Origin of the sequence: Sulfurimonas marina (assembly GCF_014905095.1) — a bacterium.
Taxonomy (GTDB): Bacteria; Campylobacterota; Campylobacteria; order Campylobacterales; family Sulfurimonadaceae; genus Sulfurimonas; species Sulfurimonas marina.
Window position 1 is genome coordinate 1957798 of sequence record NZ_CP041165.1, and the last position, 23468, is coordinate 1981265.

At 36.0% G+C, this 23468-nt stretch carries 25 protein-coding genes; 16 read left to right on the forward strand and 9 right to left on the reverse strand.

Going from position 1 to position 23468, the window contains the following annotated elements:
* Positions 1–19 precede the first annotated feature (19 nt).
* Positions 20–466: a 2-thiouracil desulfurase family protein gene (locus FJR03_RS09915; protein WP_193113346.1), complete on the reverse strand. Its 447-nt coding sequence runs from the start codon at positions 464–466 to the stop codon at positions 20–22.
* 42 nt (positions 467–508) lie between these two features.
* Here FJR03_RS09915 and FJR03_RS09920 point away from each other — a divergent pair, with 42 nt between their 5' ends.
* Positions 509–2317, forward strand: a complete 1809-nt coding sequence (locus tag FJR03_RS09920) for a flagellar assembly protein A (protein ID WP_193113347.1) — start codon at positions 509–511, stop codon at positions 2315–2317.
* Here the strand turns inward: FJR03_RS09920 and FJR03_RS09925 are convergent.
* The 3 genes from FJR03_RS09925 to FJR03_RS09935 form a co-directional block, all read right to left on the reverse strand.
* Positions 2314–3729, reverse strand: coding sequence for an aldehyde dehydrogenase family protein (locus tag FJR03_RS09925; protein WP_193113348.1), 1416 nt, complete (start codon positions 3727–3729; stop codon positions 2314–2316). The genes FJR03_RS09920 and FJR03_RS09925 overlap by 4 nt on opposite strands.
* 62 nt (positions 3730–3791) lie before the next feature.
* On the reverse strand, positions 3792–4175 hold the full coding sequence (locus tag FJR03_RS09930) for a cytochrome C (RefSeq protein WP_193113349.1): 384 nt from the start codon (positions 4173–4175) through the stop codon (positions 3792–3794).
* A 54-nt stretch (positions 4176–4229) separates the two neighbouring features.
* Positions 4230–4559, reverse strand: a complete 330-nt coding sequence (locus tag FJR03_RS09935) for a YraN family protein (protein ID WP_193113350.1) — start codon at positions 4557–4559, stop codon at positions 4230–4232.
* Between the two features lie 141 nt (positions 4560–4700).
* On the opposite strand from FJR03_RS09935, the gene FJR03_RS09940 reads away from it, so the two are divergent.
* Positions 4701–4937, forward strand: a complete 237-nt coding sequence (locus FJR03_RS09940; RefSeq protein ID WP_193113351.1) for a hypothetical protein — start codon at positions 4701–4703, stop codon at positions 4935–4937.
* Between the two features lie 3 nt (positions 4938–4940).
* Here the strand turns inward: FJR03_RS09940 and FJR03_RS09945 are convergent, their stop codons facing one another.
* Entirely contained in the window at positions 4941–7010 is a 2070-nt protein-coding gene (locus tag FJR03_RS09945) for a molybdopterin oxidoreductase family protein (RefSeq protein WP_193113352.1), read from the reverse strand.
* Between the two features lie 276 nt (positions 7011–7286).
* On the opposite strand from FJR03_RS09945, the gene FJR03_RS09950 reads away from it, so the two are divergent.
* The 12 genes from FJR03_RS09950 to FJR03_RS10005 all read left to right on the forward strand — a co-directional run bounded on the left by FJR03_RS09950 (position 7287) and on the right by FJR03_RS10005 (position 17484).
* On the forward strand, positions 7287–8381 hold the full coding sequence (locus FJR03_RS09950; protein ID WP_193113353.1) for a cache domain-containing protein: 1095 nt from the start codon (positions 7287–7289) through the stop codon (positions 8379–8381).
* Complete coding sequence (locus tag FJR03_RS09955; protein ID WP_193113354.1) at positions 8378–9031, forward strand: response regulator transcription factor; 654 nt, start codon at positions 8378–8380, stop codon at positions 9029–9031. Before FJR03_RS09950 ends, FJR03_RS09955 begins: the two co-directional genes overlap by 4 nt.
* On the forward strand, positions 9021–10184 hold the full coding sequence (locus FJR03_RS09960) for a sensor histidine kinase (protein WP_193113355.1): 1164 nt from the start codon (positions 9021–9023) through the stop codon (positions 10182–10184). The genes FJR03_RS09955 and FJR03_RS09960 overlap by 11 nt, the downstream gene beginning before the upstream one ends.
* A gap of 63 nt (positions 10185–10247) precedes the next feature.
* Positions 10248–10775 carry a sulfur oxidation c-type cytochrome SoxX gene (soxX, locus tag FJR03_RS09965; protein WP_193113356.1) on the forward strand — a complete coding sequence of 176 codons (528 nt, stop codon included), beginning with the start codon at positions 10248–10250 and terminating at the stop codon, positions 10773–10775.
* Between the two features lie 12 nt (positions 10776–10787).
* Positions 10788–11255, forward strand: a complete 468-nt coding sequence (gene soxY / locus FJR03_RS09970) for a thiosulfate oxidation carrier protein SoxY (protein WP_193113357.1) — start codon at positions 10788–10790, stop codon at positions 11253–11255.
* 50 nt (positions 11256–11305) lie between these two features.
* Positions 11306–11641: a thiosulfate oxidation carrier complex protein SoxZ gene (soxZ, locus tag FJR03_RS09975; protein ID WP_193113358.1), complete on the forward strand. Its 336-nt coding sequence runs from the start codon at positions 11306–11308 to the stop codon at positions 11639–11641.
* A gap of 4 nt (positions 11642–11645) precedes the next feature.
* The gene (soxA, locus tag FJR03_RS09980) at positions 11646–12416 is read left to right on the forward strand and encodes a sulfur oxidation c-type cytochrome SoxA (RefSeq protein ID WP_193113359.1); all 771 of its coding nucleotides are present in this window, start codon (positions 11646–11648) and stop codon (positions 12414–12416) included.
* Between the two features lie 9 nt (positions 12417–12425).
* Positions 12426–14189, forward strand: a complete 1764-nt coding sequence (gene soxB, locus FJR03_RS09985; RefSeq protein WP_193113360.1) for a thiosulfohydrolase SoxB — start codon at positions 12426–12428, stop codon at positions 14187–14189.
* A 69-nt stretch (positions 14190–14258) separates the two neighbouring features.
* Positions 14259–15761 carry an OprD family outer membrane porin gene (locus tag FJR03_RS09990; protein ID WP_226962116.1) on the forward strand — a complete coding sequence of 501 codons (1503 nt, stop codon included), beginning with the start codon at positions 14259–14261 and terminating at the stop codon, positions 15759–15761.
* A gap of 12 nt (positions 15762–15773) precedes the next feature.
* Positions 15774–16682 (forward strand): MBL fold metallo-hydrolase, encoded by a 909-nt coding sequence (locus FJR03_RS09995; protein ID WP_193113361.1) that lies wholly within the window; start codon positions 15774–15776, stop codon positions 16680–16682.
* Positions 16670–17053, forward strand: coding sequence for a thioredoxin family protein (locus tag FJR03_RS10000; RefSeq protein ID WP_226962117.1), 384 nt, complete (start codon positions 16670–16672; stop codon positions 17051–17053). The genes FJR03_RS09995 and FJR03_RS10000 overlap by 13 nt, the downstream gene beginning before the upstream one ends.
* On the forward strand, positions 17050–17484 hold the full coding sequence (locus tag FJR03_RS10005) for a DsrE family protein (protein WP_193113362.1): 435 nt from the start codon (positions 17050–17052) through the stop codon (positions 17482–17484). The genes FJR03_RS10000 and FJR03_RS10005 overlap by 4 nt, the downstream gene beginning before the upstream one ends.
* A 178-nt stretch (positions 17485–17662) precedes the next feature.
* On the opposite strand, the gene FJR03_RS10010 is transcribed toward FJR03_RS10005, so the two are convergent.
* On the reverse strand, positions 17663–18526 hold the full coding sequence (locus tag FJR03_RS10010; RefSeq protein ID WP_193113363.1) for a potassium channel family protein: 864 nt from the start codon (positions 18524–18526) through the stop codon (positions 17663–17665).
* A 277-nt stretch (positions 18527–18803) separates the two neighbouring features.
* Here FJR03_RS10010 and FJR03_RS10015 point away from each other — a divergent pair, with 277 nt between their 5' ends.
* Positions 18804–19718, forward strand: coding sequence for a DUF302 domain-containing protein (locus FJR03_RS10015; protein ID WP_193113364.1), 915 nt, complete (start codon positions 18804–18806; stop codon positions 19716–19718).
* A gap of 9 nt (positions 19719–19727) precedes the next feature.
* Positions 19728–20195, forward strand: a complete 468-nt coding sequence (locus FJR03_RS10020) for a DsrE family protein (RefSeq protein WP_193113365.1) — start codon at positions 19728–19730, stop codon at positions 20193–20195.
* Here FJR03_RS10020 and FJR03_RS10025 read toward each other — a convergent pair whose 3' ends face one another.
* From FJR03_RS10025 to FJR03_RS10035, 3 genes are read right to left on the reverse strand one after another with little or no spacing between them, the layout of a single operon-like run.
* Positions 20196–20930 carry an SDR family NAD(P)-dependent oxidoreductase gene (locus FJR03_RS10025; RefSeq protein WP_193113366.1) on the reverse strand — a complete coding sequence of 245 codons (735 nt, stop codon included), beginning with the start codon at positions 20928–20930 and terminating at the stop codon, positions 20196–20198.
* Positions 20931–20937: 7 nt separating this feature from the next.
* A complete protein-coding gene (locus FJR03_RS10030) occupies positions 20938–22200 on the reverse strand; it encodes a homoserine dehydrogenase (RefSeq protein WP_193113367.1) in 1263 nt (420 codons plus the stop codon).
* Entirely contained in the window at positions 22197–23423 is a 1227-nt protein-coding gene (locus tag FJR03_RS10035) for an LL-diaminopimelate aminotransferase (RefSeq protein ID WP_193113368.1), read from the reverse strand. The genes FJR03_RS10030 and FJR03_RS10035 overlap by 4 nt, the downstream gene beginning before the upstream one ends.
* Between the last annotated feature and the right edge of the window lie 45 nt (positions 23424–23468).

Genomic DNA, 23468 nt, shown 5'->3' on the forward strand with positions numbered 1-23468 from the left:
TAAAATTGTGCGATTATATCTAAAAATCGCTAAAATTCAGCTCATCTTTGATTTTTAGGGCTTTATAATGGCTTTGAAATAAGTCTGCAGCGATCCCGTTTTCATACTTTAGAATCTCTTTTTTTGGATCTAAAATAGGGGTTGTTTTGTATCCGCAAGAGGGAGATTTTGATTTTAAAACGATCGCATCAGCCTCTTGATTTTTCTCGATAAACGAGAGTATTTCATCTTTTAGAAGTTGTGTCACATCCTTGTTGGTCTCATCGGTTATGATCCTTTTTTCTCCATCAATAAGCATCACATTGATCCGCTCTCTCGGCGTTCCAAAAAGTGGTGCTTCTGGACAAAAAGGGATAATCTCATACTCTTTAAAATACTCCAACAACTCAGCATATTTTTTCGTTTTTCCGTCATAACGGCAATATTCTCCCAACAAACACGCCGATATAATCACTTTTTTTCTCATATACACACCTAAATTACAGTTTTTTTTCGCTATTATCTTGAAATGATTTCTTTTGCACCTTTTACTAAAAAGACAGTATCGATACCGAAAACTCTCAGTAACTATACCCAACAAAAAAATATTAGCATAAAAGATATTGACTTTACACTTGAAAAGTATGAAACGCTTATTCGACGTAAAGATATTAAAGATGATCTCCTTATAGAAAATCCTGCCGAGATAGATGAAGAGATTTTACTTGATAAAGATGCAAGGATTTATCAACGCTACGATATTAAAATATCCCCTTCTGACCTAGATATAAATTCTTATAAGATAACACTTGCTGCAAATAAACAAAAAACAAAAGTGATAGCAATTATAAAAGCGGGAAGTATCTTTAACAAAGATGAAAAACTTTATGAAAAACTTTTAGCACAAATTCAGCACAAAAAACTTGCTACAGGGTTTTTAATAAATATTTTTGAAGAAGATCTAGAGACACAATTACAAAAATTGATTAAGATTCTCCCTTACGGTAAAAAACTGCCAAAAGATATAAAATTTGTTGTCGCAAGAGGGATTGAACCGACTGACGGTGATGACGGAGAAGTACAAAAGATCTATTTATCATATCAACAAGATGAGCAAAGAAACTATATAGACGGAGTCAAAAAGGGGGAATTGGTACTCCGTTATAAAAAACCTCTAAACGGTAGTGGCGGACGCTCTTGTGAGGGTAAATATATCCCCGAAAAGCTAGCGCAGAACTTCAATATACCAGAGATGGATGAGAGTGTTATTCTCAAAGAAAATGATAAATTTATGGAGTTTTATGCAAACGAAGACGGTTTTGTTGAATATGACGACAAAACGCTGAAAATATCTAAAACGCTAAAACTTGAAGGGGCTGACTATAAATCAACGGGACATCTGGATGCAAAAGATCTAAAAGATGAGATCAGTGTTGAGATAAAGCACAATAAAGAAGCATATGAAGATGCAATCGGAGAGGGATTAAAAGTTGATGTAAAAGATCTCAATGTCGACGGGAGTATAGGTTCAAACGTAAATGTAGCTGCCCAGAGCATAAACATTGATGCACAAACACACAAAAGAGCAACGTTTACAGTTGAGAACAAAGCCAATATCAAACTCCACAGAGGAGATCTTACGGCCAGTCATGCCGAAATCGAAATATTGGAAACGGGAAAAATAACGGCTCACAAATCTATCCATGTGAAAAAAGTTGTCGGTGGAGAGCTGGCTGCCCCGAAAATATATATTGATGAACTTGTTTCCAATGCAAAAATCATAGCTTCCGAACTGATAGAGATAAAAAGTATCAGAGGTTCAAACAACATTTTAATGATTAATCCCGATAAAGTTCAGGCGTATCATCAAGAGAAAGAGGATTTGACTAAAGCTATTAAAGACAAACAGCAAAAGTATCAAGAGGATTTTGATGCTTTACATAAAGAGATTGCAGAACACGCCCAAGAGATAGACAGAATAAAAACGTTTCAAAAACGTATACTTGTAGCACAATCAACTGGTAAAGCACCGACAAAACAAGATCTAATTCGTGTTCGAGAGTATAAAAGGAAATCTCAAGAGTTCAAAGAGAGAGAAGAGCAATTCAAAGAGAGAGAAGAGTCCATAAAACAGATGGAAGCCGAACTTGAAAAATTACTAGAACAGGATCTTCACGCTGAGATTAGAACCAAGTCACTTTATGACGGCCATATAAAAGTAATATTTGTAAACCCTGACGATGGGAAGGAACTTGTATTTATGCCGCAAGGGCAAGTTGAAGTTATTTCACTCAAACTTGATGAGCGAAATAACAGGGTAATAAAAACTACTCCTTAAGCGATCACGATAGATTTTATCTCCGTCATCTCTTCGATCGCAAATCTTGGACCTTCACGTCCAACACCACTTAGTTTTACACCGCCGTACGGCTGAATATCAAAACGAAGTGTCGGCATATCGTTGATCACTATTCCACCTGCATCTAATTCATCAATAGCACGGTTTGTAATGCTTAGATCGTTAGTAAATACAGAGAACTGTAATCCGTATGGAGAGTTGTTCATACGTGGAAGCGCATCATCAAAACCGTTCACACGTACAAGTGATACGATTGGAGCAAACACCTCTTCACATACTATCGCCATATCATCATGAACTTCAGTCATTACACAAGGATAAAAAAGTCGTCCTTCACGATGTGGAGGCAACATAGGTTGAGCTCCCTCTTCTATAGCAGACTCTACCCAATTCATTGCTCTCTCACAAGCATCATCATCTATAAGCGGTCCCATAAATGTTTCATCCTCATATGGAGAGCCAACTTTGAGTTTTTTCGTCTCCTCAGCCATCAGCGCTGCAAATTCATCATACACTGCATCATCTACATAAATTCTCTGTAAGGAGATACACACCTGCCCTGAATTTACAAATGCACCGAGTGCACAACGCTGGGCTGCAAGTTTTAAATCAGCTGTTTTTTCTATAAACGTCGCTGCATTTCCGCCAAGCTCAAGGCCTACTTTTTTAATACCTGCATTTTTAGTGATAATATTTCCTACAGGTACACTTCCCGTAAAACTTATAACACGTGGGATATCAGAAGTGATAAGTGCACTTCCAACCTCTGCATCGCCATAAACAACACTTAAAGCATCTTTGATCGCATATTCACTCTCAATAAAAAGTTTTGCAAACTTATATGCAGTAAGGGGTGCTTCAGGTGTAGGTTTAAGTACTACCGCATTTCCCGCAACAAGTGCAGGTCCAAGTTTATGTGCTACCAGGTTAAGAGGAAAGTTAAAAGGTGTAATTGCGACAACTACACCTGCTGGCTCACGACGAAAAAGTGCGAGTGTCTTTTTTCCGCTTGGCATTGCATCTGTATTGATTGTCTCACCGTGCATTGTACGCATTGTTTCAGCCGATAGTGTCAGCGTTTCTATACATCTATCCACTTCTACACGAGCAAATGCTATAGGTTTTCCAACTTCATCTGTAATCGTTTTTGCAATATCTTCTTTTGTCTCTTTGAGTTTCGATACAACATCCAAAAGCCAGTTACATCTTTGAGAAAGGGTTGAGAGTTTTGTACCCTTTGCTGCTTCTTGAGCAATATCTAGTGCTTTAGTGGCATCTCCGGCATCACATATCGGAGATTTAGAAACCACTTCACCGTTGTATGGTGATTTTCGTTCATTAAACGTATCTTTCGTAGCGGCTTGCGAGCCGAAAAATATCTTTGCTTCCATCTAATTCTCCGTAAAAGTATAATGGGTAAATTATACCATCTTTGAATTAAATGAAAAACTTTTTACCAGCCTCTAATTACAGTATGGCAAGCTACACAATCATTAAGAACTTTTCCGTATTTCTCAGTTGCCGTAGTAAATTCGTTGTTTTCTATAGCTTTTCTTAGTACTTCTAGATCTTCGCTAAGATTGTTTGTAATATTTTGTGTAACACGTACCTTTTTGTTATTAGGAATAAATGTTGTTACATCAACTGTTTTAAATATAGCATCAGAATTTTTCAGAGTATCTATACCTTTTAAAATCTCACTTTTTGAGTTATACATAAACCCTCTTTGTACCTGTTGCATACCTCTATCCATCAATTGCATTGTTGCAGTAATAGTGGTGTCAGCTGCAAAAGCTGCTACAGAAGTGAAAGCCAATGCCAACATAAGTTTTTTCATACGATATCCTTAATAATAACTTTTCTAAATGTTACTACTTTAATAATTAAAACTCTATAAAGTTATATTTTCAACTAATACTACTTCATCCGACGTTACAACAAGTGCATCAAAAGTGTAATCACAATCCAAAGCATGCTTTTTCATATACACATCTGCTGTTTTTATAATACGGGAGAGTTTTGTCGGAGTGATGTTGGCAATTGCACTCTCATAGTCGTCCCCGCTTTTTACTTCTACAAAATGAAGTACCTGATCTTTTGTCACAATAATATCAATTTCACCAAAACGGCTGTAAAAGTTTCTCTCTACTATTGCATACCCTGTTTCTTCCAGAAAAACGGCTGCTTTATCCTCTGCCAGATTACCTTTTTCTCTACTCATAGTAAGTTGAAACTCCCATATCTAATCTAAAAACTTAAGTCAAATCATTGTAAATTGGATCTATACTAAAATTATTTGAGATGGAGGATTGTTATGAATTACTTCAAATCCTACACTCTATTATATCTTATCCTGTTTTGTATGGAACTTCATGGCGATGAACATCCACAAGAGTTAATGGATGATGCCAACTGTATGCGTTGCCATGCTACAAGTGATTTTGAACCGAGAGAGGAGAAGGTTAATAGTTTTAAAAAACTGCACCATCAAGTTGGTGTATGTGCAGATAATAATTTTGCCGGATGGTTTGAAGAGGAGAAGTTAGATGTTTCCAATCATCTTGACTGGAAACATTATCATTTTAAAAGTGGTAAATAACTTTTAGCACTTTATTACATCGACTTTGATCGACTTAAATGCAGCTGTGAGTATCAGCTCATCTCTTGCATCACCAAAGAGATTGTTTATCTTTGATTTTGCATGATGGAACGTTACAAACAGCGTATTTGGTTTGATCTTGTCGGTAATCTTTACAGTAAGCGGTGTAGATTCACCAAATTCACTTTTTAGGATCACTTTCTCTGTCGTAAAATGTTCAGCATCTGCTTCACTTACAAGTAAAATATCTTCATCATATCTGTCATTTAATTTTTCAGAACGTTTTGTTTGTGCCGCATTGTTATAGTGTGCTAAAGTTCTTCCCGTTGTCAGATAAAAACCGCTAAGTTTTTTACTCAGTATCTCTTCTACCATGTTACGCGGTTCATACTGTTTGTATTTGAAATATCCGTAACCGTCTGGTGTTCTAAAATCTAGTTGATGCAAGATCGGAGTATCTTCTGTATGAACAGGCCATTGTAGTCCACGTTTACGGTGTTTTTCAAGTCTATGATAATCTGCTCCGCTAAAACGTCTGTACGCAACTTCACGCACCTCATCCCAAACATCTTGAGAAGTTTCGTAGTTTGCAGAACCGCCCATTTTGTTATCAAGGATCTGTAAAACTTCCCAGTCATCAGGAAGATCAGATTTTACAAGCGGTTGTGAAAGGTGTAAACGACGCATAGCATTTACATATACACCCGTTTTCTCATATGCAGATTTTACACCCACTACAATGTCTGCACGATTTGCCACATCTGTCATAAACAGCTCTTGAACAAAAAGAAGTTCCAATTCGTTAAACGCTTTATCTATCTTGTTTAGATTTGGATGGATATGCGTTAAATCCTCACCGATGTTTAAAACAGCTTTCAGGCGTCCCTCTAACATCTCATCAACAAGCTGAGGAGTCATTAAACCTACCTCTTTTGGCTCTTGATAATCAGGATCGTAATATGGAAGCATACCCATATCACAAGTCCCCTGAACATTGTTTTGTCCGCGTAAAGGCATAAGACCAGCACCGCTTTTACCCACATTACCCGTCATAAGTGCTAAGTGTGTGATCGCCATTACCGCGTATGAGCCGTCAAGGTGTTCAGTGATTCCGAGACCCCAGAAGATCATAGATTTTTTCAGTGCATATTCACGAGCCACTTTACGGATCATTTTACCCATATGCTCATACCCTTCGATCTGCTCAAAGAACTCAGGTTTTGCGTATGGATCGTTTAAAATTTTCTCTTTAAACTCTAAGAAATCTTTTGTACGATCAGCAATAAAACTCTCATCATACAGATCCTCATCGATGATCGTATATGCAAGCATATTTAAAACCATCAAGTTTGCTTCGTGTGGGATAATAGCCTTGTATTTTGCAAAACGGTGCAGCTTAATTTCACGCACGTCAAATACAGCCAGGTTGTCGTGCTCACGTGCTACGTCTAAAATACGGTTTGAGATAATAGGATGGGCTTCAGTCGTATTTGAACCGATTACAACCATAAATTCAACATTATAGATATCGTTGTACGGATTCGTCGCCGCACCTTCACCGATTGTTGCACGCATCCCTTTTAATGACGGAGAGTGACATACACGTGCACAGTTATCTACGTGTGGAGAGTTGAGTGTATGACGTGTAAATTTTTGGAAAAGGTATGAAGATTCACACGAAGTTCTAGCACCCCCGATAGATGCAACAGATTTTCTTCCGTACGTCTCTTGAAGCTCTTTTAACTTCATAGCACAAGCTGTTGTAGCACTATCTAAGTCTGTCTCATACCAAGTATCGTCTAAATCAGTCAGTGAAGCAGCAACCGCCTCTTTGATCGAAGGATTTTTTTCTAAAAAGCTTTTACGAATACGTGGAATTCTTAATCTGTCTTCGGCATCCACAAAGTCATATCCGTACTTCCCTTTTATACACAGCTTCCCTTGAGAAACCACACCGTCAGGATGAGCGAAGATCTTTACGATCTTATTCTCTTTTGTATCTACATTTGCTGCTATATCACACCCTACACCGCAGTATGTACATACGCTGTCTATTGTTTCAATGTTTTCCATCATTCTCTCCAAAACTTTTTAAGCATTTTGTCTATTTCACAGTAGAAATATTATATCTTTGTTTTGCAGGCTCGTGATCCAAGGGAGGATTTGTCCTGTAAAATAAAGATATAATATTTCGAAGCTAAAATTTTGAGGCAATTTCGCAAGGAAAGTTTACAATCCTTTGACTTAAAGCCACATCTAAAAAAAATAAAAGTACATCTGACATAATGATTTTCTAAGGATATCACTTTTTTATTATACTTTTATAAGGTTTAGTGATACAATTATGAAATGCAAAAAATTTTTATAATACTTTTTACCCTAATCATTTTCATTACAATTACAATCTTCTTTTATTATAAACAAGAAGTAAAAGAGCAAAAGATCTATAAAATTATGGATCAGATGCGTCTTACTCTTCAGACACAATTAAAAACACAAAAGATGGAAGATTTACGCGTTGCACTAATGCTTTCAAAAGACCATACTTTAATTGACAGCCTTGAAAATGATGATGAAGATTTTGGATACCAGATTATCTCCGATATTGCCCACACTATACAAAAAAACACAGGTTCTATAATCAGAGCGCAAGTGATCACAAAAGATTTAAACATATTTGCACGCTCATGGGATGATGTATATGCAGGGATGCCTATTGGTGATTACAGAACCGATTTAAAATATTTTGATACCCATGATACACCCAGAACTTCCATAGAGGTTGGACGACGTCTAGGAATTAAAGCAACTGTTCCCGTCTACAAAGATGAAGAGTTTATAGGATATGTAGAAGCTATCTCTTTTTTTAAAAAAATTACAAACTTTTTTAGCAGTATCGGTGTAGACCTCTATGTTTTTCTAGATATCAAACATGCAGATTCAGCCGTACTTATGATGGAAAACTTGACAATCGGAGATTATATTCTCTCCAATAGAAACTATAATTATGCACATATCCAAACACTCAAAAAAATCGACTTTAAAGAGCTGAAACTAAGTGGTGTTGTATATAAAGATAACAGCTACATCTTTTATGAAAATATGAAAGATGGTAACGGACAAACGATAGGGGGCTTTGTTTTTGTTTTACCGGAGAAATATCTGGAATATTTTAGAAATCCTGAAGATGATATCTCCTTTCTCATTAACATTACCCGAAGTAATTTATATGATGTAGTGAGACAGGAAAACTATCAAGACAACAGTTACCAAAATTACTCTGCTAACTCTCTTATGCAACTTCAAGATGTAATTGACAGAGAAGACAGGGCTATCTTCTTTGATGAAGCGTATGATAAATTTGACAAATACTCCAAAGATGAATTGATACAGATGATGTTAAACAGAAGAACTATTAAAAAAATAGATGGGAAAATAAAATGAACATTTTACTTTTAGAAGATGAATATTCACTTCGCATTAGTATAGAGGAGTTTTTACGTGATATTGGATATAACGTAGATGGTTTTACAGATGGGAATGATGCCTATTATGCTATATACGATAAAAGTTATGACATATTACTTTTAGATGTCAATGTCCCTTCGATCAACGGATTTGAACTCCTTAAAAAACTAAAAGATGAAAATATCAACATTCCGGCCATTTTCTTAACATCGATGACAGATATAGACGACTTAAAAGAGGGCTATAGACGCGGTTGTTGTGACTATATTCGAAAACCGTTTGATCTAGAGGAGCTGGAACTCCGCATTGAGCAAGCCTTAGCATCCTACCTGCAAAATAAAAGCTCGATTATAGAGTTAGGACCTGAGCTCGTCTACAATTTAAAAACGGCAAAACTCACATATAAAGGGGAAGAGATCGTTTTACGTAAAACGGAAAAAGATCTTCTTGAGGTACTAATCAAAAATAAAAATGCCGTTGTCTCTACACAGATGTTTCAAGATGCAGTATGGGGAGAGTATGTCGAACCTGCAACCATTAGGGTACAACTAAACAACCTCAAAAAGAAACTTCCACTCGATATTTTGCAAAATAGACGTGGATTAGGATATATCATTGAACGATAATAAATATTCGGCAAAATACGCACTCATCTACACAACGCTTGTAGCTGTAATTTTACTTGCCCCGCTTGTTTACTATACTATATACATGAAAAACATCTATTCTATCCAGAATGAGCTTTCTCTGAAAAAGAAATCTTTACTTGTTATTCAAGCGATGCAGGAGTACGATCAAGCCGATGATTATTTTGAATATCCTCGCTTTAAAACTTTCGATTCCGGTTTATACGGTGAAAACTTTCAGCCTATATTTACCCTTATTAAAAAACCGATACCCTATTTTAAAAAGGGCTACTATTTAAACAATGAGGAAGCATACCTGATCGTAAAACTTCCAAAAGAGAGATATTTTGGAGCGCATTATCTCGTTTTGCATAATACAATCTCTTTTGCACCCGTGTATGAGAAAGTACTGTTAATTCTTACAAGTATAGTTATCTTGATTTTTATCTCAAGTATATTTTTCTTAAAAACTTTTGCAAAACCTTTTCAAAGACTCAATAAGCAACTCGATACCTTTATCAAAGACTCTATGCATGAGATCAATACCCCTCTTGCCATTATAAACGTCAATATCGATCTATACAATAGAAAATATGAACCAAACAAATACTTACGCAGAATGAAAGCTGCAACAAAAGTACTCTCAAATATTTATAACGATATGGACTATCTTATCAAACATGAACGGCTCTACTATGAAAAACAAGATATAAATATCAAAGAGTTTTTAGAAGAGCGAATAGAATACTTTTCAGAAGTAGCTGCGATGAAAGATATAAAAATCAATTCTAATTTAGAGAATTGCGGAACTCTTCATTTGAATGACAAGCAACTCCAAAGACTCATCGACAATAATATCTCCAATGCTATCAAGTATTCTTATGACAACTCGACTATTGAGATACGACTTTATATGAGAGACGGGGAACCTGTTCTTGAATTTGAAGATCATGGTGTCGGCATAGAAAAAGTTGAGAAAATATTCAGCAGATACTATAGAGAAAACAACAATAAAGGCGGTTTCGGAATAGGATTAAACATAGTAAAATCTATTATCAATGAAGAAAACATAGAGCTTCAAATCACCTCTACACCGAAGAAGGGAAGCCTTTTTAGATACATCTTTCCATCTAACTTACATAAAAATTTATAATTTTACATTCATTTTACATTCGCTAGTTAAACTTGTCCTCGAAAATATATAGGAGGAACAAGAATGAATAAAGCAGTAATCACTTCATTACTTGTCGGAGCTTCACTTTTTGCTGGAAACTATAGCAAAGTTATTGAACATCCTGATGCAAGTAAAATGATACAAAATGATTTACTCGCACCTGCAAAAGCTTACACAATGCCTAAGGGTTGTATAACTACTGATGCAGATGCAATTGCTAGAGGTGAGTATATTTTCCATAATCTCAATGGAAAAAAAGCTAAAAAAACACCACCAAAAGGTCTCAGTAAAAAAAATGCTGACGGTTCGCCAAAACAGTATGGAAACTGTGTAGCTTGCCATAACATTGAGGGAGCTAAAGGTGCCGGCAATATTGGTCCTGATTTAACAAAGTACAAAGAGTACATTATGGATACAGGTGCAAGAGATGCACAATTTGTTTATCAGAAAATTGCTGATGCAAGAATTGATAATCCAAATACTCATATGACAATTAACTTAACAACAAAGTTATTCACAGAACAAGAAATATGTGACATTACTTCATATATTGTTGCAGAAAAAAAATAAAGGGTAATAAACATGCAAAGAAGAGATTTTTTTAAAAAATTAGGAAGTGTAACAGCAGTTGCGGCAGTAATGCCGGTAATGAGTTTTGCAGCAGATGCACAACCTGTAAGTCCAAATAAAATGAGTTACGAAACAGCGGTTAATGCTATCACAGGTGGAAAAACGCCGACAAAATCAAGTAAAGTATCGCTAAAAGTTCCTGAAATTGCGGAAAATGGAGCTGTTGTTCCTGTAACTGTAAATGTTGAGTCTCCTATGACTGAAAGTGACTATGTAAAAAGTATCCATATTTTAAATACTAAAAACGGAAATTCTCGTTGTATCGATGTTAACTTAACACCTGCAAACGGAAAAGCAATGTTCTCTACTCGTATCAAACTAGGCGGTACTCAAGATGTTGTTGCTGTAATAGAACTTAGTAACGGTGAGTTTCTTATAGCTTCACAAAATGTAAAAGTTACTATCGGTGGTTGTGGTTGATTCTAACCATATATACATAATTTCAAAAGATAAAAAAAGAGGAAAAGAAAATGGCAGAAAGAAAATCACTCATTAAAATTAAACCGAAAAGATATAAAGACGGTGAAGTAGTTAAAGTTAGTTTCATGGTAATGCACCCAATGGATACAGGTATGGGAAAAGATAAAAAAACAAAAGAGATCATCCCTGCTAAATATATTAACAGTGTAAAATTTGTTTACAACGGTAAAGAGATCACAAATATGACAGTTTGGGAATCACTTTCAGTTAATCCTGTATTTACAACATACATGAAAATTAACGGTAAAGGTAAACTTACTATTACATATACAGACAACACTGGTGAAGTTCACGAAACAAGCAAAAAGATTAAGCCAAAAGGATAATCAGATGAAAACAGGTATTAAAATAGCTCTTAGTATTGCAATGCTCTCTTCATTATCTTTTGGTGGTGAACAGTTTGCAATGAGCGATGCAGACCGCGCAATGTATGCAGAGATGTCAGAAAACAACCCTGCAGACATTATGGTTGCAGACGGTGAAAGTTATATAGAAGAGTTAGGCGGCGATGCTGCACTTGCAAAATATCTTGGTGTAAGCGAAGATAATCTTCCATCATATATCGCAGGATTCCCTCGTTATATTAAAAAACTTGACATGGTTGTTGGACTTGATCAAGTAGTGCAAGCGATGATGCACGATCAAGGTAAAAAACCTTATACACTTAAAAGTGCAGAGATGTTTTCTGTCTTAGCATATGTAAAGTCTATTGCTAACGGTGAAAAGATTAACATTGACGTAAATGCAAACCCTCAAATGAAAGAGGCATATGCACTTGGAAAGAAAACGTTTGAGACTCCAAGAGGTGGAAGAGGATTATCATGTCTTAGCTGTCACTCTCCTGACATGATCGGTACTGTTTTAAGAACGCAACCATTACCGGAACTTGGTTACCCGGGAAATGCAGCAGCAGCTACATGGCCTGCATACAGAATGACAAAATCATCTTTAAGAACGCTTCAACGCCGTTTTCAAGGATGTATGAATAATGCACTTCTTAAAGTTATCCCTCTTGGTTCTAAAGAGATGGTAGCACTAGAAGTATATCTTACAGATAAAGCTAAGAATAGTGAAATCGCTATTCCAGGTTTAAAAAGATAGAGGTAAAAAATGGAAATATCTAGAAGAGATTTTATGCACATTGCAGCCATTTTTGGCCTTGGTGCAGTTGCTGCGGGTTGTACAACCTCAGCATTAAAAACACCTAATCAGATATCGTTAAAAGATATCTATGATTTTAAAGCAAAAGGGAATGTAACACTTTTACATATGTGTGACCTGCATGCCCACTTAAAACCGCTTTACTGGAGAGAGCCGTCAACTTTGATCTCAGCTCCTAATCTTGTGGGAACTCCAGGGTTTCTATGCGGTGAAGCATTTGCAAATCATTACGGACTTGAACCAAGTTCTTTAGATGCATATTTTGACACTCATATCGACTTTGAAGCACTGGCTAAAAAGTTTGGAAAAATGGGTGGTGTTGCACATATGAAAACATACCTTGATCGTGTACGTGCTGAGCGTGGAAATGAAAATGTTTTATTTTTAGACTCGGGTGATACATGGCAAGGGACTGGTGTTGCACTAAAAACTGATGGTGAAGCGATCGTAAAAGCACAAAACTATCTTGGTGTTGATGTAATGGTTGGTCACTGGGAATTTACTTACGGTAAAGAGCAAGTTAAAAAGCTGATCGAACAACTTGATGCGAAATTCGTTTCTCAAAATATTATTGGAGACGATCCGTTCTCTGATGAGTATGAAGAGCTAATTTTCGAACCATATACGATCGAAGAGCGTGGTGGTGCTAAGATCGGTATTATAGGTCAGTCGTTCCCGTTCACTTCAACTGCAAACCCTAAAGAGTTTACACAAGGCTGGAGTTTCGGTTTAAGACTTGACACACTTCAAGAGTATGTGGATGAATTAAGAGACGAGCATAAAGTTGATTGTGTAGTTGTACTTTCACACGACGGATTCAGCGTTGATCAAGAGGTAGCTCGTAAAGTTCACGGTATTGACTTCATCTTAAGTGGACATACACATGACCCTTCACCAAAACCGATCACTATTGACGGTACTGTAATCGTTATTGCAGGAAGCCACGGGAAATATGTAGGACGTTTAGATATTGATGCCAAAGACGGTAAAGTTCATGGATATGAATATAAACTTGTACCAATTGCATCAAATATGATACCAGCTGATCCAGAGGGTGTAAAACTAATTGATGAACTATATGCACCATTTGATGCAGAGTTCAATGAAGTTCTAGGTCAGACAAAAAACATCCTTTATAAAAGAGATACTTTCTTCTCAACATTTGATCAACTCATCAATGATGCGATCATGGATGAAATGAAATGTGACATCTCATTTACACCTGGTTACAGATGGGGAACAACTGTTTTAGCGGGTGATGACATTTTAATGGAAAATGTTTACGAGATGTGTGGTATCACGTACCCAAATGTTTATACATTTGAGTTAAAAGGTTCAAAAATCGCTACATTACTAGAAGATATTGCAGATAATGTTTTTAATGCGAATCCTCTTTACCAACAAGGTGGAGATATGAGTCGTCTTGGCGGTGTTACTTACAGTATTGCAGTAGCAAATAAAGCGGGACAAAGAATCTCTAATCTTAAAGTAGGAGGTAAACCGATAGATCTGGAAAAAACTTATGTAGTTTCTTCATGGGGAGGGAACTTACAAAATGCCGGAGCCAATTTACGTAAAGATAAGATCAGACCTGTATACGACGTTGTAAGAGATTATGTAAAACGTCAAAAAGTGGTTGATGTTAGTAATGAGGGGAATGTAACACTCGTAGATTATAACTGCGGATGTCCTACAAAAGGCTCTAGAGGCTAGGTGTGAAAGCGGCAGTTGCAGCTGCCACTTTCATTTGTGTTTAAAGAAAAACAACAAGGGGATTATAATATGAAATTTGTAAAGATGAGTTTAATTGCTGCATTAACTTGTGGTGCGTTTGTAACTGCTTCAGCGGATGATGCAAAACCAAAACGTCAGTTAAAAGGGAACATGATGGAGGTATACAATGTACTTCCAGGAAAAGCTGACAACATTGTTGATGCTTTAGCTGATGGTGTGTTCTACGGTCGTTTACGTTCAAACTCTTTTTATTGGGATTGGAAAAACGATGAGACTTCTAACAAGGATAATAAAGCTTCAGGTCTAGGTGGTAGTTTAATCTATAAAACTGCTTCTTATGAAGGTCTAAGTGCTACTGCCGGTATGTACTTTTCAACTAACCTTATCCACACAGCTCATGATGATCTAGGTACAATCAAAGCAGGTAAAGATACATTCAGCCGTCATAATGCATTTATTGGTGATGATTACTCAATGGCTGTATTAGGACAAGCGTATTTACAATATGATGTATCTAAAACTTCTGTTAAAGTTGGTCGTCAAATTTTTGAATCGTTTTTAACAAAATCAAATGATACAAAAATGGTTCCAAATACATTTGACGGTCTAGTAGTGACAAATAAAGATCTTCCACAAACAAGAGTTCGCGGTGCTTATTTCCTAACACAAAAACTTCGTGATCATACAACTGCACATGATGTAATTACATTCGATACGGGAAGTGCTACTGATGCAAAATCAAGCTGGAACGGAAATGATGACTCTGCTGTACATAAAGGTTTAAGCCATGCAAACTTTTTAGCTGCAGGTGAAGATACTAATCACGATCTTATCGTAGTAGACCTACAAAATAAATCTGTTGAAAACTTACAAGTTGATGTAACATACGGAAGTGTTCCGGGTGTTGTTTCTTCACTTACTGGTGAATTAAACTATAAAGTTGATCTAGGTAGCGGTTACTCTTTAACTCCGGGTGTACGTTACATGAAGCAGTTTGATAACGGCGGTGGAGAAGTTGGTGGTGCTACACTAAAAGGTACCCTTGCAATTGATAAAACACCTGCGGACAACTTAGGATATAAAGAGAGATATACACTTGACTCTTCACTTGCTATGGCTCGTTTAGTACTTAAAAAAGGTGCTTTAAAAGCGCAAATCGCTTACTCTGCTGTTGAAGATGCAGCGGATATCGTAGCTCCATGGCGTGGATTCCCGACTGGCGGATATACTCGTGCAATGGCACAATACAACTGGTATGCAAATACTAAAACAACTGCTGCAGAAGTAAAATATGACTTCGGTAAAGCGAAAATGGTTCCGGGCTTTAGTGCAATGGTTCGTTATGCAATGCAAAACTTTGATGAAGCAAAACAAGCTGCCGGTGTACAAGCTGATAGCAATATCATCCATATGGATTTTATTGAGCAGTTTACTCCTGAACTTCAAGCAAAAGTGCGTGTTGGTTTAGTAAGTGCAGATGCTCGTCAATCAGATGGTGTTGATAAAGACTCTTACAACGAATACCGTTTTGAGTTAAACTACCTGTTCTAAAAAGGATATATTATGAAATTATTGCTTGTGGTGCTAAATTTATTTTTCATCCCCCTACTCCTTGCTTTTGAATATAAAATTCAACCCCAAAAAGTCAGTAGTGATATCTACTGCTTTTTTGGTGCACCGCAGGCAATAAACAAAGATAACAACGGTAACATGGTAAACTCTTGTTTTGTTGACATGGGTGAGAGTTACCTTGTTATTGACAGCGGACCTACATATAACTATGCAAAAGAAGCATATAGTGTAATGAAAAAGATCAAGAATCAGCCTATTGCTTATGTGATCAATACACATGCACATGATGACCATTGGTTAGGAAACGGTTACTATAAAAAACTAGGAATTGATATTATCGGCTCAGCTCAGTTTAAAAACGAAGCAAAAGTTGAAGTAACAAGAATGCAAAGAAGTGTAACAAAAGAAGCATATGAAAACACTACGCAGGAGTTTCCAAATCTTTTTGTAGATGATAAACAAACACTTACTATTAACAAACAAAAAGTACTTTTTTCCCGTGTACACGACAAAGCTCACTCAAGTAGTGACCTTTTAGTTTACATCCCAAGCAAATCTGCTCTTTTTGCAGGTGACCTTGTATTTAACGACAGAGTGCCTTCACTTCGTGACGGTAACATCAATCGTTGGATCGAAGAGCTCTCAAAAATGAAAGAGGGAGATTACACTTATATTATAGGTGGGCACGGCTCACTTGTAAGTAAACACTCCATAGACATAACATATGAGTATCTCGTAACACTCAAAGAGGAGTTAGAAAATGCTCTTGATGAAGGTATGGAAATTGATGATGCGATCAATGCTATTGTGATGAAAAAATTCAAAGATATTGCAATGTATGACGTGCTCCATAGACAAAATGTTGAAACAGCATATAGGACTTTAGAATGGGAACAATAAACAAACTCTTTGTCTCTTTAGTACTTCTTAGTGCTTCATTAGAAGCTATGGAGTGGGTGAGCTACAACCAAGCACTAAAGATCCAAAAACAGACACATCAGCCTATTATGCTTGATGTAATGAGAACAGATTGTCACTACTGCATTGATATGGAAAAAAAAGTATTTCAAGACGATGCGATGGCAAAATGGCTTACACAAAGATTTATACCTGTAAAAATTAATCTCGATACAGATACCATGCCCATCGATCAAGAAGTAACTTTTACCCCTACATTCTTTTTTTTGGATGGGCAAGGTAAAATAATAAAAAAAATTCCAGGTTCTTGGAATATACAAGACTTTAAAGATTTAACAAAGGGGATCAAATGATACGAACTGTTTTTCTTCTTCTATTATTAAATGTGTTTAGTTATGCAGATACAATCTTTGCAGAGCCGGCACCTTCGATCATGGAACCTAGACAAATCATCTTTTCAATAAACAGAGGGGATGATGAAACCATTCATCATGTACTGAGTTCTGCCAACAATGTTTTGAAATATTATGGTCCGGAAAAAGTACATATGAGAATAGTTGCTTACTATCATGGACTCAGAGCTTTACTCAAAAAAGAGAAAGATATTGCTGTACGTATCGATGCACTACAACAATACGACGTTGAGTTTGTAGCGTGTGAAAACACAATGAAAACAAAACAGATAAAAAAAGAGGAGTTAATAGATGATGTTGAGATTGTAACAGCGGGCATTGTCGAAATAACAGAACGTGTAAAAGAGGGGTGGATATACATCGTCCCTTAATCTGCTTTAAATGATATCAAGATATCATTTAAACTCTTACTCTCTTTCCTCAAACTGGTAAACCCAGTGAAGATTTTCCATGATTTATAGTTTTGTTCCAAAACCTACTATTTTTGATACATTGATTATGTAGTATCAGGATATTGTCAACACAATCTTAACTGAAAAGGCTTCATGTCTAAAACTGTTCATTACTAATAATTCGAAGATCTAAAAAATCACTATTTTCATTTGAAGACTTCACAAGTTCCATAAGTTCTTTAGAAGATAGTATTGATACACTAGATTTTTCTAATTGTGTTATCTCTGGAAACATCTCTAACATTTCAAAGTAAATTTTTTCCATTTCATCTGTTCCTGAATAATTATAACTCCCTACCCATCGTCCATTTTGATTATCACTATAAGCATCTGTTACAAACTTACAGGTATTAATAATATCCTTTGCATTTACAATATAAGAAATAACTTTTGGTTGTATATTTGAGTCTAATGCAACATTATTGTATTCAACTAACTTTTTTAATTCTTCATAATCATTATCTAAAGGTTTAATAAACACTGATTTACCCCATGCATTTGCCTGACGTTGGGAAAAGTTTTTTGGAAAGCCATGTCCATTCAAATCAACATTATAATCGTGCTGAACTACATAACGTAATGCATTAAACAATGTTTGATGAAATCTACATAAATTTCTTGCAACGAGTAATCTAGCAGGTCTCCATTGCTCATTTTCCTGTTTTTTAAGTAACTCATTTTGCTTTTCTGCATAAACATGTGCAAGTGAATTCAGAAAAATACCAATAATAAAAATTCCTGCTAAAGATTCTAATGCAGTCAAAGCCCGAGCCATATCAGTTTTAGGGGTGATATCACCATAACCTAAAGTTGTAATAGTAACTATACTAAAATATAAACTTTCTATAAAGGATAAGGGTTCTATCCAAAACTTTGGAAAACACCAATAAATTACACTGAATAATACAATCAATACAAGATATAAAATACCTGTATTTCTTGGAGAAATATAAAAATTCATAAATAAAAACCTTCTGATTATTAACAAAATTATATAATAAAATCTAAGCAGAATGGAATGTCTTCAATATACTAGAAATTTATTAAATCAAAAATCTCTTACATTTGGAACACAGTTGGCAATTAAAAGCTTTCCGTGTTCCAAAAATGTTCAAAAAATCAAAAGTTTAAATTCTCTAAAACTTTCAAGAGTTTAGGAATAAAAACAAGAGTTTATAGTTTTACATTAATTTTACACTCAATCGTTACACTTTCCCTAACAATTAAAAGGATAAACAATGAAAAAGATAGTTGTCTTACTGCTAAGTGCGATCGCACTTATGGCACAAGGGGATCTACACCTTTTTAGTGTAGATAATAAGTCTGGAGCACTGACTCCTAAAGTAATTGAGAAGAGCTTTGTAAAGAACGGTTTTACGGTAACTCTTAACAACGATATGACGGGACCGTTTAAAAAACAGTTTCAAAAGAGTGACTTTAAGATTTTCAATCTTATGACGGTAGTTGAGCCTAAACTTGCAGATAAACTTTTACGTATAAATGCAAATGCCGGTGTGTTTATCCCAATGGGTGTTGGGATCTATCAGGCAAACGGTGAAGATACATTACATGTAAGTATCTTGACATCAGAGGCACAGGCAAAAATTATAGGTATTGAAAATAACGAGCTTTTAAAAACTCTTGAAGCAAAAACTATCAAAACAATTAAAGAAGCATTGCCGAATGCAAAACAAACTTTGAGCGAAGATTCTCTTAAAGAGAGCAGAAACCTTGTAAGTGCTTATGAGTATGAACTTGACGATGCTGATGACTTTGATGATGCAAAAGAGGAGATCAAGATGTCTTTAGAGAGCAATTTTGCTCCAAAAGGTTTTATCGTTCCGGCAACACTTGATTATGAACTTGGAGTCTTAGATGAAAATGCAGATTCTCCGTTTGATTTTTACGAATCATACTCTATTTGTAAACTTCCTGTAATCTATACAGTTGCAAAAACTCGTCCCGAAGCTGCTGCGTTTGCTCCTTGTACTACAATGTTGTACAAGAAAAAAGGTGATGATAAAATTGTTATGGGATTCCCTGCTGTTTACAACTGGTTAAGCAGTGCACACGTAACAGACGATGCTGCACATCAAGAGCTTATGAAAGCACAACAAGATTTTGAACAAATTTTGAAAGATATTACAGAATAGGTTGAAAAAATGAAAAAGATCATTGTTTTACTTTTTGCTTTCGTTTCGTTCTTATCTGCTGCTTCAGATACAAAAAAAGTTGTGATCGATTTTACAAGCGGGGACCTTCAAGTTTTTGAAAAGAAGATCCTCTCTGGAATCCCTCACCATAAACTCTATTTCGAAAATAGATTTGAAGAGCTTGAAGTTGCTATCGTAATCCACGGAGATGCTTACAAACTTTTTGTAAAAAATTTACAAAATACATCTTACAAAAAAGAAGAAGCTCTTGTAGCCAAACAACCAGAGTATGAAAAAAGACTTACTTCTCTCGTAGATACATATAATGTTGAGATCTATATGTGTGATGTTGGAAGAAAAAATAATAAAATTGCACAAGAAGATCTTTATAAATTTGTAAAGATTGTTCCAAACTCTACAATAGGTCTAATCGACAAACAAAATGAGGGATATGCATATATTCCTGTTGCAAAATAACTAACTCAGTTTTTGCACAATTTTAGCTGTCAAAAAGTTTGGCAGCAAATTCAGCAGTCGAATAAGAAAATAAAATCTAAGCGGAAAAGCATAAAAGATTTTATTTTTATCGATTGCTTTTTTAATCCTTGCTACACCCTCTTTCGTCTCAAGTAAAAACGGCATATGAAAATCATTTTTATCGGTAAGTTCACTTTTTATAAAGCCAGGCAAAATATTAATCACCTTTATCCCCATCGGAGCATACTTATAGCGCAATCCTTCAGCATAAGCATTTAAAGCCCGTTTTGATGAGGAATATACCTTAGAACTCGGCATAGAGAATAAAGATGCCAGCGAAGAGATAAATACTATCTTGCCTGATTGCTGTTTTGTAAAAATAGGCAATAATACTTCTAGGATAGCATGATTTGCTAAAACATTTACATCATAAAGTTTTTTAAACTCTTCTATTGTAGGTGTCTGAGTATGGGAATGTCCAAGTGAAATACCCGCGTTTAAAATAACCATATCTAAAGATTCTATTACTGTTAACTTCTCTTGCAACTCTTCAAACTTTGTCACATCAGCAACTATAATTTGAACATCTTTACATAAAGGGATAAGTTTTTCTTGTAAGGTTTTTAATTTCTCTTCTCTTCGAGCTAAGAGGATAAGCTCATTCTCTTTTGAAGCGTACTGAAACGCAAGTTCTGCACCAAGACCCGAACTTGCACCAGTAATTAAGATTTTCATCTTGAAGTTATACTATCCTGATCATTACAGGCTGTGCATGTACAAACTCTTGTGCTTCAAGATCTTTGATCATCTTTTGTACATCTTTTTCAACCGCAACATGTGTTGAAATAAGCAGGTTTGCAGAGATATTATCTGCAGGGCGTTGTAAAATAGTCTCGATTGAGATATTGTTGTCTTCAAATAGTTTCGTAACACGAGCAAGTACACCAGCCTTGTCACTAACATTAATACGAAGATAATATTTTGACTCAATCTGCTCTACAGGTTTAAGAGTTAACGTATCACCCTCCATTGGACGATCAAATCCAAGCATCGGTGTTGATTTTCCACTTCTTGCGATATCGATGATATTTGCAACTACCGCTGAAGCCGTAGCATCGCCGCCAGCTCCCGGTCCGTAGTAAAGCGTCTCGCCAACTTTATCACCAACAACAGAGATACCATTCATAACACCGTCGATTTTTGCGATCATTTCATCTTTTTTAATTAGACAAGCATGTACACGTAATTCAACTTCACTTCCTGTTTTCTTCGCAATTCCAAGAAGCTTGATCGCATAACCAAACTCTTTAGCAAAAGAGATATCATCCTGAGTTACGTTCTCAATACCCTCGATCAAAATATCTTCAGGTTTTGCATCGATTCCGTATGCAATAGAAGCAAGAATAAGCAGTTTATGAGCAGCATCATATCCGCCTACATCAAAACTTGGATCAGCTTCAGCATATCCTAAATCTTGAGACTCTTTAAGGATCGCATCATAGTCAACACCCTCATTTGTCATCTTAGTCATCATATAGTTACAAGTACCGTTCATGATACCCATCATAGACTCAATATGGTTTGCTGAAAGACCGTCACGAAGTGCATTAATGATTGGAATACCGCCCGCAACACTCGCTTCATATTCAAAAGGTAAATCTTGTGCTATCTCTTGAAGTTCGTATCTGTGGTACGCTAAAAGTGCTTTGTTTGCAGTTACTACCGCTTTGCCTGATTTAAGAGCACGTTTTACAACATCAAACGGCTCTTCAACCCCACCCATTAGCTCAACAACTACATCGATCTCGTCGTCATTCAAGATATCATCAACATTATCTGTTAAAGTGATATCTAAACCTCTATCTTTTGCAAGGTTTTTAACAACACCGCTTTTTACAACAATGTCACGCCCTGCACGAGCAGAGATCACATCTGCATTATCTTTTAAGATATTTGCAACGCTAGTCCCTACTGTTCCAACACCTATGATTCCAACTTTAATCACTTATTATCCTTACATCCGTCAAACTGTTTTAAAAATGTTTTGATATTTTTTGCTGCCTGGCGAATACGGTTGTCATTTTCAATAAGTGCAATACGCACATACCCTTCACCGTATTCTCCAAAACCGATCCCTGGAGCTACCGCTACGCCCGCTTCAACAAGTAAACGTTTTGAAAATTCTAAAGAACCTAAATGAGCAGCACAATCAGGAATTTTTGCCCAAGAGAACATACTTGCTTCATTTTTCTCTATATGCCATCCTGCACGCTCAAACGCTTCTATAAGTACTTCTTGACGGTGGTTGTATTTTTCAGTGATATCTCTTACACACTGCTGTTCACCGTTTAGTGCTACAGTCGCAGCTACTTGGATCGGTGTAAACATACCGTAATCTAACCACGATTTAATTTTTTGTAATGCACCGATAAGTTTTTTATTTCCAACAAAGAAACCTACACGCCATCCAGCCATGTTATACGATTTACTTAAAGTAAAAGACTCAACCGCTACATCTTTTGCGCCAGGTACACTCATAATTGAAGGTGTTTTATAACCGTCAAAAGTGATATCTCCATATGCGATATCAGAGATTACGTAAAATCTTCTCTCTTTTGCCATAGCTACAAGTCTTTCATAAAACTCCGGTGTAACTGTTGCAGTAGATGGATTATGCGGGAAGTTTACAAGCACAAATTTTGGTTTTGGAGAACTCTCTTTGAAAACTTTTTCTAAGTTCTCAAAAAACTTATCCTCATCCAAACGATATTTTTCGTCAAATTCGATTCCGAACTTAATAACATTTCCACCCGCTAAAATAAAAGAGTACTCATGGATTGGATATGTAGGATCCGGAACAACTGCTACATCACCTGGATTTGTAATCGCATACGTAAGGTGAGCATATCCCTCTTTTGAACCCATAGTAGCTACACATTCAGTCTCAGGGTCAAGTTTACAGTCGTATCTTCTTTCATACCAGTCTGCAATAGCTTGAAGTAGTTTAGGAATACCTTTTGATGTAGAGTATCCGTGTGTTTTAGTTTTTTGGGCTGATTCTACCAGCTTTTCACGGATGTGTTCAGGCGTGTCACCGTCAGGGTTTCCCATAGAAAAGTCAATTACATCTTTTCCTGCACGGCGCTCTGCCATTTTTATCTCGTTTACCTCAGCAAACACATACTTAGGAAGTCTCTCAACTCTATTAAATTTAAACTCGTCAAACATTTTAATTGCCCTCTAAAAATATTGACGATATTTTAGCAAAATTTG